Genomic DNA, 14,617 nt, shown 5'->3' with positions numbered 1-14,617 from the left:
TGCGTTTAGCTGAAAAATGTGACAGATTTAAAAATGCCTTGAAAACGTCCAGAAGGCTTGAACCTGTTTTACCGAAAGGTTATACACCCGCCCATTGAGATGTTCTTCAGGAGAATCGCGTTGAGTGAGAAGATCGATCTTAGCAATTATGTTCTCTCGGAAGACGATGAGTTCATGAACGCAAACCAGAGGGCATACTTCCGGGCAAAACTCATCGCATGGAAGAACGACATCCTCCGGGAAGCGCGGGAAACCCTCGATCACCTTGCCGAAGAAAGCGCCAACCATCCCGATCTCGCCGACCGGGCTTCCTCGGAAACAGACCGTGCCATCGAACTCAGGGCCCGCGATCGTCAGCGCAAGCTGATCTCGAAGATCGATGCAGCCCTGCAGCGCATCGAAGACGGCACCTACGGTTATTGCGAGGAAACCGGCGAGCCGATCGGCTTGAAGCGGCTGGATGCACGTCCCATTGCGACGCTGTCCATCGAGGCGCAGGAGCGTCACGAGCGTCGCGAGAAAGTCTATCGCGACGAGTGATATCCCTCCGGGCGAGGATGAAATGAACTGCCGGCCCAGGGCCGGAAAAGAAAATGCCGGCCAAAAGCCGGCATTTTTCATTGGATAGCGATCCGGGCTTATCCCAGCGGTGGACGCGCGCTCCGCCTTCCGGGCACTTCCTGCCCTGCCGTTCAGTTGTTGCGGTTGACCGATATCTCGCCGAAGATGCGGGCGATTTCCTTCTGAAGGTTCGGTTCTTCACGATTGCCCGATGTCGGCGTGCCGGGCGGCGGCGTAACGATCACGAGAGGCGCCACAGGGCGGTTGGGCCGAATGTCCGGCACGATTGCTGCCACATCGAACGGCGTTCTTGTCGCGGCTGTCTCGTTCGCCGAAAGATGAAGCGCCATTTCCTCCTCCAGTACGCGCTCGAACTCGCTCAGTTCCTGCTTGGGATGCTGTTCGTCCGCCGCATGAACGGCCGGAGCAATGCTCGCTGCCGGTGGTTGATCCTGGCTGGAAGGAAGAACGCGCTGACGGGCCGCTTCGAGAATATCCTCCGCATGAACCATCTGCCCCTGCGCCTGGTGCTCAGATTGCTCCTGCCGTTTTGGCGGGGTTGCGGCGGGCGTGGGTTTCTGTACGGGCAATGCAGCGCGCGCGTCCGAGGAAGGCGCCGTCGCCGCGACCGGCGCCGGCGGCGGCTCGATATGGATCGGCTGAACGCTGGTGGCCTCGGATGCGGGCGATTCGGTCGGCGCGGCAGGCGCAGTCTGGGGCGCGTGGGCCTGCGCCACCGGTTCGGGCACGGCTACGGCAACCGGCGGTGCTGCCGGTTCGTGGCGAGGAGCGGGGGCACGAGCGGATTGCTGCGCCGGTCTTGCCGCGACGGGTTCTACCTTGACGGGCTGGGGCGCCGGCGGACGCTCGGCGACCGGCGGTCTCGGGGCCTGTTCGACGGGCGGGACGGGTTGCTCCTGCGGCAGGCTGCGGGGAGGCTCTGCATGGGGGGCGATACGGGCCGCCGCCTCCTCGTTCTCCACCGACGCGCCTACGGGAACGGCCGAGAGATAGGCGCGCTCGTCGCCGATGCCGCTCTCGATGACGATATCGGTCGGACCGCCGATCATCACGAGATGCTCGACATTGTCCCTGCGAACGAGAACGAGCCGACGCCTTGCGTCGACGGCTGCCGCATCCAGCACCTGAAGCCGCGGCTGGCGATTCCTTCCGCCACGCACGAAGGGCGACGGTGCGCGGTTGCGCAAGAGCCGTAAAACGACAAACAGGCACAGAAGCGCAAGGCTTACGCCGAGCGCAGCGACCAGGAAACGGTTACCATAGGTGGTGACCAGTTCTTCAAGCATGTCGCGCTCTCCTTTTTCTGCTTTCTGGCAGAAGGCGATTGTTTTAGCAATCCGGGGCAGGGCGCCAACGACCGGCTGACACGGCGCGGATCGTTTCTCCTTCGCATTCCACGACCTAAATGAGGCAATCCTGTGGGGATTGCCGCGCCTCAGCCCCTCAATCCGCTTGTTCGGAGCTTTTTGCGACAGGTGCAAATTGCTAAAGAAGATCTGAAGTGTCCGATTCCCACGGGTCGGCTTCACACACGAGGCATATATGAAGAGATTGCAGCAGGCCGGCGAGTACGAAGGTCCATTGTTGGATCGCGGCGCCCGTTCCGGCGCGGCTTTCCGCATCATCCTGCTTGCACTTGTGCTTGTCTGTGCCGCCGTCGCTTTTGTCTTTTTCAAGGACCAGCTCGAAAACGAGGTGGTGCTCGGCGTTCTCGGCGTTCTGGCAATGACTGGAATTTTCTTTCTGGTTTCTGCCGTGATCGGCTTCGTCGAGGTGATGCCGCAATCCCGTTCGGATTCGCTCGCGCGCAATTTCCTGGCCAACCTGCCGGAGGGCACGCTGATTACCGAGGCCGACGGGCGGGTGATTTACGCGAACGCCGCCTATGGTCGAATGACCGGCGCCACCAAGGCGACCGAGGTTCAGGCTCTTGAAACCCTTTTGTCGCGCTATCGCGAGTCGTCCGAGGCGCTTTATCGCCTGACCAACGGCTTGCGCGAGGGCCGTGAGGGCTATGAGGAATTCCGCCTGCTCAAGCCGCTGGGTGTCCACACCGGGAACGGTTCCGGCGCACATTGGTACAGGCTCAAGGCCAGGCTGGTCCCCAGTGAAACCGGTGCGCGGAAGCTGCATGTCTGGCAGATCACCGACATCACCTCGGAGCGGGACGATCAGGAACGCTTCTTCAAGGAACTGCAGCACGCCATCGACTATCTCGACCATGCGCCCGCAGGCTTCTTCTCGGCCGGTCGGAAAGGCGAAATCTACTATCTCAATGCCACGCTGGCGGAATGGCTCGGTATCGACCTGACCCAATTTGCGCCGGGTTCGATGACGATTGCCGATCTTGTCGCGGGCGAAGGCATGGCGTTGGTCAATTCGGTGCAGGCCGAGCCCGGCCTGTCGAAGACGGAAACGCTGGACCTGGATCTCAGAAAGACCAACGGCCAGAGCTTTCCGGTGCACCTCGTCCACCGCGTTCGTTCGGCGCGGGACGGGGCACCCGGCGAGAGCCGTTCCATCGTGCTTGCGCGGCAGGAGGGCAGAGGTTCCGATCAGTCGGCCTCGATCGCTTCCATGCGTTTCACCCGGTTCTTCAACAATACGCCGATGGCGATCGCCTCCGTCGATGGCGAGGGCCGGATCCTGCGCACCAACGCGCCGTTCATGAAGCTCTTTTCGGATATCGTCGGCCGCGACTATGTCGATCGCGGGGGCAAGCTCGAGGCCGTGATCCACGAAAGCGAGCGGGAGCAGTTCCGTCAGGCGCTGGCTGCCGCCAAGGATCGCCAGGTCGACATCGCCCCGATCGACAGCCGTCACCCGGAAAACGATGCGCGGCATTTCCGTTTCTATGTCAATGCGGTGATCGACCAGAGCGACGAGGCTCCGGAGGAGGCGGCCATCGTCTACGCCGTCGACGTGACTGACCAGAAGGCGCTCGAAACGCAGATGGCGCAGACGCAGAAGATGAACGCAGTCGGCACGCTTGCGGGCGGTATCGCGCACGACTTCAACAACGTTTTGACAGCCATTCTGCTTTCCTCCGACCACCTGCTGCTTCAGGCCCGGCCTTCGGATGCCAGCTTTGCGGACCTTATGGAGATCAAGCGCAACGCCAACCGGGCGGCGGTACTCGTTCGGCAGTTGCTCGCCTTTTCGCGCAAGCAGACCATGCGCCCGACCGTGCTCAATCTGACTGATGTGATCGGCGACTTGAGAATGCTGGTCGACAGGCTGATTTCCGGAACCAACGTCAAGCTCAAGGTCGAGTACGGGCGGGATCTCTGGCCGGTGAAAACCGACCTCTCGCAGTTCGAGCAGGTGCTGATTAATCTGTGCGTCAATGCCCGAGACGCCATGCCGGATGGCGGTACGATCACCATCACGACACGCAACGTCTCGCCCCCGGAGACTGCGGCGTTCCATTATCGTGGCCTGCCGGAAGAGGAGATGGTTCTCGTCGAGGTCGCCGATACCGGTACCGGCATCGCGCCCGAGATCATGGACAAGATCTTCGAACCCTTCTTCACCACCAAGGAAGTGGGCAAGGGAACCGGTCTCGGACTGGCGATGGTCTATGGCATCATCAAGCAATCAGGCGGCTACATCTATCCCGAGTCCGAAGTGGGCAAAGGCACGGTCTTCCGCATCTTCCTGCCACGCCATGTGGTCGAGCTCGCGCCGAGCGCAGCGCCGACGGGCGCTGTGTCCGAGGGGGGCGATGCCGCGCAGACCGCGCAGGCGGCGGCCCCGCAGGCATCGGAACCCGACGATCTTACCGGCAAGTCGGCGGTGGTGCTGCTGGTCGAGGACGAGGAGGCCGTGCGCCGCGGGGGCAAGCGCATGCTGGAAACCCGCGGCTATACCGTGCATGAGGCGGGTTCCGGCGTGGAAGCACTCGATATCATGGACGAGCTCGGCGGCGCGGTCGATATCGTCGTTTCCGACGTGGTGATGCCGGAAATGGATGGCCCGACGCTGCTTGGGGAGCTTCGCAAGAAATATCCCGACCTGAAATTCATCTTCGTTTCCGGCTATGCGGAGGACGCGTTCGCGCGCAACCTGCCGGCCGACGCAAAGTTCGGGTTCCTGCCCAAGCCCTTCTCGCTCAAGCAGCTCGCCGTGGCCGTGCGCGAGATGCTCGATAGTTCAAATTGACAACAGTCACCATATTTGCCCTATTTCTGTGACGGACAACATCCTCCTGTCACATCGATTTCCTGTGATCGTGGCGGGCCAGGTGCGCTATTTTCGGCGGGCGGTCATCCATGCGGGCGGTATTCGGGAACTGAGCGAGATGAACGAGTGGGCCGAAGGGCCGGTCGAGCGGAATGCAATTCTTGCCCGGATACAGACCGCCGACAGTCTGACTGATCTCGATGCCTGCATGCGGCTGTTGCAGCGGCGCTTCGGTTTTCGCTTCTACAAGCTTTTTGCGCAGCGCCCGGCGAATGGCACATCGCTACGCGGCAGATTGCTGCTCTACAGTGTCGACGAGGCCTTCCTCGACGGCTTCGACGCCATCAGCGATCTACCGCCCACGCCCGACATCATTCTCGCCAGTGCCGAGCAGCAGCTCTATCAATGGTCTATCGACGATCTGCGATGTCTGGAAGGCCTCGCACCCAACCTGGTCGAACTGACCCAGTTGCTGACGCGCCACGACATGCTGAACGGCGTCTATTTCGCCCTGCCGGCGCTCGATGGCAAAAAACAGATCATGAGCCTTTATGGCGACCGCTTGCCGCTTTCCTCCGCCGAGATCGAGGACTTCTGCTTTCTCGCCATCCACGTGCTCGACCGGGCGGGGATGCTGGAGAAACGTCTCGACGGCGCCCGGGCGGGCATGTCCAACCTGGAGATCCGATGCCTTCAAATGGCGGCCTCCGGCCTCGACACTGCGGCGATTGCGGTGCGCTTGTCGCTTTCGACGCGGACGGTCAATTATCTCGTCGGTTCGCTCTGCCGCAAGTTGAATACGGACCGGCTGGAGCAGGCCCTGCGCCGTGCCGCGCAGATCGGGTTCATCTAAGCAGGAGGATTGTCGCGGCGGGCGTGTCGGGCAAAGTCGTTGCAGACTTCGGCGTGTCGATGGGGCGGCGTCCGACCTGTCGCCCCATCGTTTCCGGCCGAGGCGTTATCGGTCGTTCATCACGACGGCGATCTCGGCGGCGAGACGGGCGTTGTTCTCAACCAGGGCGATGTTGGTCTTCAGACTGCGGCCGTCGGTCAGATGGAAAAGATTATCGAGCAGGAACGGCGTGACGTTCTTGCCGGTGATTTCCTCGCGTTCGGCATTGACGAGCGCCCGGCCGATATAGATTTCCATTTCCTCGCGCGGGATCTCGTCGGCAAGCGGCACCGGATTTGCCACGAGCATGCCGCCTTCGATCCCCAGTTGCTCGCGCATGCGCTGGAAATTCGCGATGGCTGCCGGGCTCGGCAATGTCAGCGGGCTCGGCAGGCCGGAACTGCGCGACCAGAAGGCCGGAAATTCCTCGCTGTCGTAGGTTACAACCGGCACTCCACGGGTTTCCAGATATTCCAGGGTCTTCGGGATGTCGAGAATGGCCTTCGGGCCGGCAGAGACCACGATGACCGGCGTGCGGCCGAGTTCCTCCAGGTCGGCGGAAATGTCGAAGGTCTCCTCCGCCCCGCGATGGACGCCGCCGATGCCGCCGGTCGCGAAGACCGATATGCCGGCACGAGCGGCCGCGATCATGGTTGCGGCAACCGTTGTCGCGCCGGTGCGACGCTCGGCAAGCGCGAAGGCGATATCCGCACGGGAAAGCTTCATTGCGTCGTGGCGCCTGGCCAGTGCCTCGATCTGTGCGGTATCGAGGCCGATATGCAGTACGCCGTCGATCACTGCGATGGTCGCGGGAACGGCGCCCTGTTGACGGATGATGGATTCGACGCTGCGCGCCATCTCCAGATTGCCGGGATAGGGCATGCCATGCGTGATGATGGTCGATTCCAGGGCAACGATCGGCGCGTTGCGGGCTTTGGCGGCGGTGACTTCACCGGAATAGACGATGGGCAGGAGAGGCGAGATGGCTTTGGTCATCACTGATATCCGTATTGTGCAAACATTGTCATGACAGGATTTCGGCGTCGGGCACAAGCTCCAGCCGGCTGGCAAGAATATCCGTCGCGAGATTTTCGGCCGTCGCCTGCGGCGAAAGCAGGGTGATTGCGGCGGCCGCGGTGCCGGTGCGCAGGGCGATGTCGAGGGACGCGCCGTCGAGCCGCGCGGCAAGGAACCCGGCGGCGAAGGCGTCTCCGGCGCCCGTGACGTCAGCGATATCCGACACAGGCGGCGGCGTGAGGGCGATCACGCGATCCTTCTCGAAGGCGATGGTCATGCCGCCGCCGGCGGTGATCGTCCCGGCCTTCAGGCCCGCGCGTCGCAGCAGGTCCGGCCACTCGACGGCATCGACGGCGCGGCGGCCGGCAAGCACCTCGGCTTCGTTTGCATTCATGAATACGTGGTCGAGGCGATCGAGGGAGGGCAGCAGTCTCGTCGCCTTGGCCGGCGAAATGGCAATGGCGGCAAGCGATGCACCTTTCGATGCGGCGATGTCGGCGAGAGCGGCGATCGTCTCCGATGGCAGGTTGGCGTCGCACAGGATCATGCGGGCAGAAGCGAGGCTCTCCCGGACGGTGCGGGCCCGCAGGCGCCGTGCCGTGAAAAGGTCGTAGAGCGCCATGTCCGCCAGCGCGATCACGAGATTGCCATCCTCTTCCAGTATGGCCGTATAGCTTGGCGTGACCCGATCGAGAAATGTGACGGGGCAATCGTCGATGCCGAGTCGCTCAGCGGCCGCAGAGACACGTTCACCGGCAGGATCGCCGCCGCGGGGGGAGATCAGCCGGACGCTGCGGCCGAGGCGGGCAAGATTACAGGCTGCAATGAAGCCGCCGCCACCCGGTTCCTCAATCCAGCGGCCGGGGTTGCTCGCACCCATTTTCGCCGGGCCGAAGAGACGGCCGCGGCGATCGATATGGGCGCCGCCGATGACGAGGACATCGACCATCATAGGGGGGCGCTGCCGGTGTCGGACGGTGGCGAATCGAGCCATGTTCCGGTGCTGCCGGCGATGTCTGAGAGGCGCGGGGACGCTGCGGCCGGCAGTGGCGGAACATAAAAAGTACGTACTGCAGAATTTACCGATAATTCATTGGGTTGACGGGGGATTGCAATATCGGAACAAAACGTGTACATACAGTTCACCGGCTGCTTCATTGCCTATGCGGCTTCAATAACCTAAAGGTGGACAGAATGGCACAGAATTCTTTGCGGCTCGTAGAGGACAAATCGGTGGATAAAAGCAAGGCATTGGAAGCGGCGCTCTCTCAGATCGAACGGTCGTTCGGCAAGGGCTCGATTATGAAGCTCGGCGCAAACGAGAGCGTGGTCGAGATCGAAACGATTTCGACCGGCTCTCTCGGTCTCGATATCGCGCTCGGTGTCGGCGGTCTGCCGAAGGGCCGCATCATCGAAATCTATGGTCCGGAAAGCTCGGGTAAGACGACGCTGGCGCTGCAGACCATCGCGGAAGCCCAGAAGAAGGGCGGCATCTGCGCCTTCGTCGATGCCGAACACGCGCTCGATCCGGTTTATGCCCGCAAGCTCGGTGTCGACCTGCAGAATCTTCTGATCTCCCAGCCCGATACCGGTGAGCAGGCGCTTGAAATCACCGATACGCTGGTGCGTTCCGGTGCCGTCGACGTGCTCGTCGTCGACTCGGTTGCCGCGCTGACGCCGCGCGCTGAAATCGAAGGCGAAATGGGCGACAATCTGCCGGGCCTTCAGGCGCGTCTCATGAGCCAGGCGCTGCGCAAGCTGACAGCGTCGATCTCCCGTTCAAACTGCATGGTGATCTTCATCAACCAGATCCGCATGAAGATCGGCGTAATGTTCGGCTCGCCGGAAACCACCACCGGCGGCAATGCGCTGAAGTTCTATGCTTCGGTTCGTCTCGACATCCGCCGTATCGGCGCCGTCAAGGAGCGCGAGGAGGTCATCGGTAACCAGACCCGCGTCAAGGTCGTCAAGAACAAGATGGCGCCGCCCTTCAAGCAGGTTGAATTCGACATCATGTACGGCGAGGGCGTTTCCAAGACCGGCGAACTGGTCGATCTTGGCGTCAAGGCTGGGATCGTCGAGAAATCGGGTGCCTGGTTCTCCTACAACAGCCAGCGGCTGGGGCAGGGACGCGAAAACGCCAAGCTGTTCCTGCGTGACAATCCGGCGCTTGCCCAGGAGATCGAGATGGCGCTTCGCCAGAACGCCGGTCTCATTGCCGAGAGCCTGCAGAACGGCGGGCCGGATGCAAACGACGGGGATGGTTCGGACGAATAAACTCCCGGTTCTTGCGTTTTGATTTCTTTGCCGGCTGCATCTCCTGCGAGGTGCGGCCGGTTTTGCGTCGGGCGGCTGGACAGGGGGGATGCCGGACGATAAAAGCCATTGATTTTCGCGAATGGCCGGTTTCCCGGCGTGAATGAAGGGCGTGACATGAGCGGTGTAAACGACATCCGGTCGACTTTCCTCGAATACTTCAAGACGAACGGCCACGAAGTCGTTTCATCCAGCCCGCTGGTGCCGCGCAACGACCCGACGCTGATGTTCACCAATGCCGGCATGGTGCAGTTCAAGAACGTCTTTACTGGCCTCGAACAGCGCCCGTATTCGACGGCCGCGACGGCGCAGAAATGCGTGCGCGCCGGCGGCAAGCACAATGACCTCGACAATGTCGGCTACACTGCGCGCCACCACACCTTCTTCGAAATGCTCGGTAATTTCTCCTTCGGCGACTACTTCAAGGAGCGTGCGATCGAGCTTGCCTGGAACCTGATTACGAGGGAATTCGGTCTCGACCGCAATCGCCTTCTGGTCACCGTCTACCATACCGACGACGAAGCCTTCGGCCTGTGGAAGAAGATCGCCGGTCTCTCCGACGAGAAGATCATCCGCATTCCGACCAGCGACAATTTCTGGGCCATGGGCGATACCGGGCCCTGCGGCCCGTGTTCGGAAATCTTCTACGACCATGGCGACCATATCTGGGGCGGCCCGCCCGGCTCGCCGGAAGAAGATGGTGACCGTTTCATCGAAATCTGGAACCTCGTCTTCATGCAGTATGAGCAGGTGACGAAGGAGGAGCGCGTCGACCTGCCGCGTCCCTCGATCGACACCGGTATGGGCCTCGAGCGTGTTGCCGCCGTCCTGCAGGGCAAGCATGACAACTACGATATCGACCTCTTCCGCGCGCTGATCGAAGCCTCCGTCGAACTGACGGGCGTCAAGGCCGAGGGCGAGCGCCGGGCAAGCCACAGGGTCATTGCCGACCACCTGCGCTCCTCGGCATTCCTGATCGCCGACGGCGTGCTGCCTTCGAATGAAGGCCGCGGCTATGTGCTTCGCCGCATCATGCGCCGCGCCATGCGTCACGCCGAACTTCTCGGTGCGCGTGAGCCGATCATCTACAAGCTGCTGCCGACGCTGGTCCAGCAGATGGGCCGCGCCTATCCGGAACTGGTGCGGGCCGAGGCCCTGATTTCCGAAACGCTGAAGCTGGAGGAAACCCGCTTCCGCAAGACGCTGGAGCGCGGCCTCTCGCTGCTTTCGGACGCCACCTCCGAGCTGAAGAAGGGCGACAGCCTCGATGGCGAGACCGTCTTCAAGCTTTACGACACCTATGGCTTCCCGCTCGACCTGACGCAGGATGCGCTGCGCGCCCGCGGCATTGGCGTGGACATCACCGGCTTCAACGATGCCATGCAGCGCCAGAAGGCCGAGGCGCGCGCTCACTGGGCGGGTTCCGGCGACAAGGCGACCGAGACAATCTGGTTCGAACTCAAGGAAAAACACGGTGCGACGGAATTCCTCGGCTATTCGTCCGAGGCGGCCGAAGGCCAGGTTCTTGCCATCGTCAAGGACGGCGCCGCCGTCGACAGCGCCTCCAAGGGCGATGCGGTGCAGGTCATTGTCAACCAGACGCCGTTCTACGGTGAGTCCGGCGGTCAGATGGGCGATGCGGGCACGATTGCAAGCGACACCGCAAGCCTTGCCGTTTCGGACGTCCAGAAGAAGGGCGAAGGACTGTTCGTGCATATCGCCGAGGTTTCGGACGGCACGATCCGTGTCGGAGACGCCGTCAGCCTGACGGTCGATCACGCTCGCCGCTCGCGCCTGCGCGCCAACCATTCGGCCACCCATCTGATCCACGAGGCGCTGCGCGAGGTGCTTGGCACCCATGTGGCGCAGAAGGGGTCGCTGGTCGCGCCTGAGCGGTTGCGTTTCGACGTTTCCCATCCGAAGCCAATATCGGCGGACGAGTTGAAGGTCGTCGAGGAAATGGCCAACGAGATCATCGTCCAGAATGCGCCCGTCACGACGCGCCTGATGAGCGTGGACGACGCGATCGCGGAAGGCGCCATGGCTCTGTTCGGCGAAAAATACGGCGACGAAGTCCGCGTGGTTTCCATGGGCACCGCGACCCGCGGTCCGAAGGCCGGAAAGCCCTATTCCATCGAGCTTTGCGGCGGCACCCATGTGGCCGCGACTGGCGATATCGGCCTTGTCCGTATCCTGTCGGACAGCGCGGTCGGCGCCGGCGTGCGCCGCATCGAGGCGCTGACCGGCGAAGCGGCGCGTGCCTATCTTTCCGAGCAGGACGAGCGGGTGAAGCAGCTTGCCACCACGCTGAAGGTCCAGCCGAGCGATGTCGTCTCACGCGTCGAGGCTCTGGTCGACGAGCGCCGCAAACTGGAGCGCGAACTGGCTGATGCCAAGCGCAAGCTCGCCATGGGCGGCGGCGGTCAGGCTGCCGCCGATGAAGGCGCGCGCGATGTGGCCGGTACGCGCTTCCTCGGCAAGGTGCTGAAGGGTGTCGATGCCAAGGATCTCAAGGGCCTTGTCGATGAAAGCAAGGCCGGGCTCGGATCGGGCGTCGTCACGCTGATCGGCGTTTCCGAGGATGGCAAGGCAAGCGTCGTGGTCGGCGTTACCGCCGATCTCGCCGGCCGATTCAGTGCCGTGGACCTCGTTCGCGTTGCCGCCGCCGTCGTTGGCGGCAAGGGTGGCGGTGGCCGGTCGGACATGGCCCAGGCGGGTGGTCCGGATGGCGACAAGGCAGAAGCCGCAATCGAGGCCGTCGCCGCCGCACTGGCCGGCTGATCTTCGGGTTGGCCCGTTTCGCCGGGCCGACGATTCCAACAGGAAATAGGGGCGTGGACCACATCCCCGCCCCTTTCGTTTGGTCGCGGCGCGGTGCTGTTGCGGCTCTCAGGCCACGGGAGCGGCGGCTTCCCGGATCAGCGCGCGTGCGGTCCGGATGTTTGGAACATAGTCGACCTGCGGGCTTCTTACCTCATGGGTTTCCAGAAGACGCCGGAAATCAGGATTGGCGCCGACGATGAAGACCCGAACGCCCGCCCTTTCGGCCTTGCGGATCGTGCCGGCGATCACGTTGGCCGCAGTTGAGTCCATGAACGATACGGCCGAGCAGTCCAGCACGAAATTCTGATATCGGTCGGCGATACGGTCGAGAACCGAACCGACTGTCGCGGCCGCGCCAAAGAAGAAGGCGCCGCCGATCCGGTAGACAACGGTGCTGGCATCGCTGTTGTCCAGCGGATGTTCGGTCTCCTCCTCGTGGGGCACGATGGTGACGCTCTTGCTCATGCGGTTGATGAAGAGCAGCGCGCCGAGGGTAAAGCCGACGATAATCCCTTCCGTCAGGTCGCGGAAGACCACGAGCAGGAAGGTGACCAGCAAGACGACGGCATCGCCGAGCGACGACCTGAGCAGGGCGGCGAAGGCCGGCCTCTCCACCATGTTCCAGGAGACGATCGCCAGCACGCCGGCCAGCGCGGCCAGTGGAATATAGCTGGCGAGCGGGGCTGCGGCGGCCATGAAAACGAGCAGGAAGACGGCATGCAGCATGCCGGAGATTGGGCTCGTTCCACCGGCGCGGACATTGGTTGCGGTCCGGGCGATGGTTCCGGTCACGCAGATGCCGCCGAAGAGGGCAGAGCCGATATTGGCGACGCCCTGGCCGATGAGTTCGATGTTGGAGCGATGACGACGACCGGTCATGCCGTCGGCCACGACTGCCGACAGAAGGGATTCGATTGCGCCGAGCAATGCAAAGGCAATGGCGTCAGGCAATACCGCGCGGGCAAGCTCCGGCGACAGCGACGGCAGGTGGGGTACCGGCAGGCTGCGCGGGATGCCGCCGAAGCGCGTGCCGATGGTTGCCACTGGCAGGTCCAGAAGCGCCGTGACGAGGGATGCGAGACATACTGCGATCAGCAATCCGGGCCAGGAAGGGCGAAACCGGCGCAGGATGAGGATGGTGGCAATCGTCAGAAATGCCACTGCCGCCGCAGCGACGTTGAGCGTCGGAAAGGCTTCGATCAGGACCGGCAGTTTTTCGATCAGTGGTCCTGGTTCCCTTCCGGGCAATGTCAGTCCCAGGAGTTCGGTGATCTGGCTCGAAAAAATGATGACGGCAATGCCGGCGGTAAAGCCGACGGTGACCGGATAGGGGATGAATTTCACGTAGTCGCCGAGCCGCAGAAGCCCCGCGAGCATGAGGAAGAGGCCGGCCATCGCCGTGGCAAGCAGAAGGCCTTCCACCCCATGTGTGGCGACGGTCGCGGCCACCAGCACGATGAAGGCACCGGCGGGTCCGCCGATCTGGTGGCGACTGCCCCCCAGGAGCGAGACCAGAAAGCCGCCGATGATGGCTGTGAAGAGACCCCGATCCGGAGTTACGCCGGAGGCGATGGCAATGGCCATGGAAAGGGGAAGGGCGACGATGGCAACCGTCAGGCCCGCTATGGCATCGGCCTTCAGCCGTGGCAGGCTGTAACCTTCGGCAAAGACGCTGATGAGCTTCGGCTCGAATTCGCTGTTCACGATGGCTCGACGATGCGAATAGGGGTTGAGGACAAACGCGGTTCATGGCGCCCTATCATTGGTACCCCGAGTCTGCCTGATCGCAAATCGCCGGTCCGGCGATATTTGATGAAAGTCAAGAAATGGAAAGCAGGATTTGTCAAATCGGCCTGTGCTTCCTTCTCAAGCGCAACGGCATGGCAATCGGCAGACGGAAAACATGACGAAGACGGATATCTGGGCGACCTACGAAAGCAGGCTGCTGCGCGTCTCGCGCCATATCTACGAGCACCTCGACGAGGAACTCGACAACGACAGGCTCGCAGAGGTTGCCTGTATGTCGCCCTATCACTGGCATCGCATCTACCGTGCGGTGCATGGTGAGACGCTGGCCGCCACGGTCAAGCGGCTGCGCCTGCAGCGCGCGGCCGCGGAGCTTGCGGCATCCGACCGTCCTGTCCCGCTGATCGCCCGCCGTTGCGGCTACCCCAATCTCCAGTCGTTCAACCGGATCTTCAAGGCGGCCTACGGTCTGCCCCCGGCCCGATATCGGAAGGAGGGGAGCCATCGGATGTTCCAGACGATCCGGGATAAGGAGGATTGGGCGATGTATGACGTGACATTGAGAACATTTGCGGACATGCCGGTCATGGGTGTTGCCCATCGCGGTGCCTATATGGAGATCGGCAAGGCGTTCGAACAGCTTTTCGGAACGCTGTTCAGCCGAAATCTTGCCGATCCGCATGCGCGCATGCTGGCGATCTATTACGACGATCCCGAAAGCGTCGCGGAAAGCGCGCTACGCTCGCTTGCCTGTGTCACCCTTGCTCAGCCGACACCCGTCGATCCGCCGTTGCAGACGGCTCTCATCGAAGCAGGGGAATGCGCCGTCCTGCTGCACAAGGGGCCATATGCCGATATGCGTTTCGCCTATCGCTGGCTTTACGGGGAGTGGTTGCGCAATTGAGGCCGGGAGGTGCGCGATGCGCCGGTCTTCGAAATCTACCTCAACAATCCCCGGGAAGTCCCTCCGGCCGAATTGCTGACGGAGATATGTCTGCCGCTCAGATAACTCGGGCGCAGAAAGATCGCATATCGATGTGTCCGATATGGATGTCGCGA

At 62.4% G+C, this 14,617-nt stretch carries 9 protein-coding genes and 1 pseudogene; 6 read left to right on the top strand and 4 right to left on the bottom strand.

The annotated features are described in order from the left end of the window. The first annotated feature begins 120 nt into the window (after nt 1-120). The gene (gene dksA, locus J5N58_RS00740; RefSeq protein WP_112685083.1) at nt 121-540 is read left to right on the top strand and encodes an RNA polymerase-binding protein DksA; all 420 of its coding nucleotides are present in this window, start codon (nt 121-123) and stop codon (nt 538-540) included. Between the two features lie 152 nt (nt 541-692). Here dksA and J5N58_RS00735 read toward each other — a convergent pair whose 3' ends face one another. Beyond that, on the bottom strand, nt 693-1,868 hold the full coding sequence (locus tag J5N58_RS00735) for a flagellar biosynthetic protein FliO (protein ID WP_244709150.1): 1,176 nt from the start codon (nt 1,866-1,868) through the stop codon (nt 693-695). Between the two features lie 256 nt (nt 1,869-2,124). Between J5N58_RS00735 and cckA the strand changes: the two genes are divergently transcribed. Continuing rightward, nucleotides 2,125-4,743 carry a cell cycle histidine kinase CckA gene (cckA, locus tag J5N58_RS00730; RefSeq protein ID WP_113340187.1) on the top strand — a complete coding sequence of 873 codons (2,619 nt, stop codon included), beginning with the start codon at nt 2,125-2,127 and terminating at the stop codon, nt 4,741-4,743. A gap of 82 nt (nt 4,744-4,825) precedes the next feature. Beyond that, nucleotides 4,826-5,617, top strand: coding sequence for a helix-turn-helix transcriptional regulator (locus J5N58_RS26010; protein WP_244709148.1), 792 nt, complete (start codon nt 4,826-4,828; stop codon nt 5,615-5,617). A gap of 105 nt (nt 5,618-5,722) precedes the next feature. Here the strand turns inward: J5N58_RS26010 and J5N58_RS00720 are convergent, their stop codons facing one another. Next, nucleotides 5,723-6,652, bottom strand: coding sequence for a pseudouridine-5'-phosphate glycosidase (locus J5N58_RS00720; protein ID WP_244709146.1), 930 nt, complete (start codon nt 6,650-6,652; stop codon nt 5,723-5,725). 28 nt (nt 6,653-6,680) lie between these two features. Beyond that, a complete protein-coding gene (locus J5N58_RS00715) occupies nt 6,681-7,625 on the bottom strand; it encodes a carbohydrate kinase family protein (RefSeq protein ID WP_244709143.1) in 945 nt (314 codons plus the stop codon). Between the two features lie 242 nt (nt 7,626-7,867). Here J5N58_RS00715 and recA point away from each other — a divergent pair, with 242 nt between their 5' ends. Both recA and alaS read left to right on the top strand, forming a co-directional pair. Further along, the gene (recA, locus tag J5N58_RS00710) at nt 7,868-8,950 is read left to right on the top strand and encodes a recombinase RecA (RefSeq protein WP_112828172.1); all 1,083 of its coding nucleotides are present in this window, start codon (nt 7,868-7,870) and stop codon (nt 8,948-8,950) included. A gap of 156 nt (nt 8,951-9,106) precedes the next feature. Next, entirely contained in the window at nt 9,107-11,770 is a 2,664-nt protein-coding gene (gene alaS / locus J5N58_RS00705; protein ID WP_112828272.1) for an alanine--tRNA ligase, read from the top strand. A gap of 108 nt (nt 11,771-11,878) precedes the next feature. On the opposite strand, the gene J5N58_RS00700 is transcribed toward alaS, so the two are convergent. Beyond that, a complete protein-coding gene (locus J5N58_RS00700) occupies nt 11,879-13,516 on the bottom strand; it encodes a SulP family inorganic anion transporter (RefSeq protein WP_113424891.1) in 1,638 nt (545 codons plus the stop codon). Nucleotides 13,517-13,715: 199 nt separating this feature from the next. Between J5N58_RS00700 and J5N58_RS00695 the strand changes: the two are divergent. Next, nucleotides 13,716-14,567 (top strand): annotated as a pseudogene (locus J5N58_RS00695) (AraC family transcriptional regulator). The last annotated feature ends 50 nt before the right edge of the window (nt 14,568-14,617 follow it).

Origin of the sequence: Paenirhizobium cremeum, assembly GCF_022884085.1 — a bacterium.
Classification (GTDB): Bacteria; Pseudomonadota; Alphaproteobacteria; order Rhizobiales; family Rhizobiaceae; genus Allorhizobium; species Allorhizobium cremeum.
The sequence above is the reverse complement of the archived record's forward strand: the minus strand, read 5'-3'. Positions and strand labels throughout refer to the sequence as shown.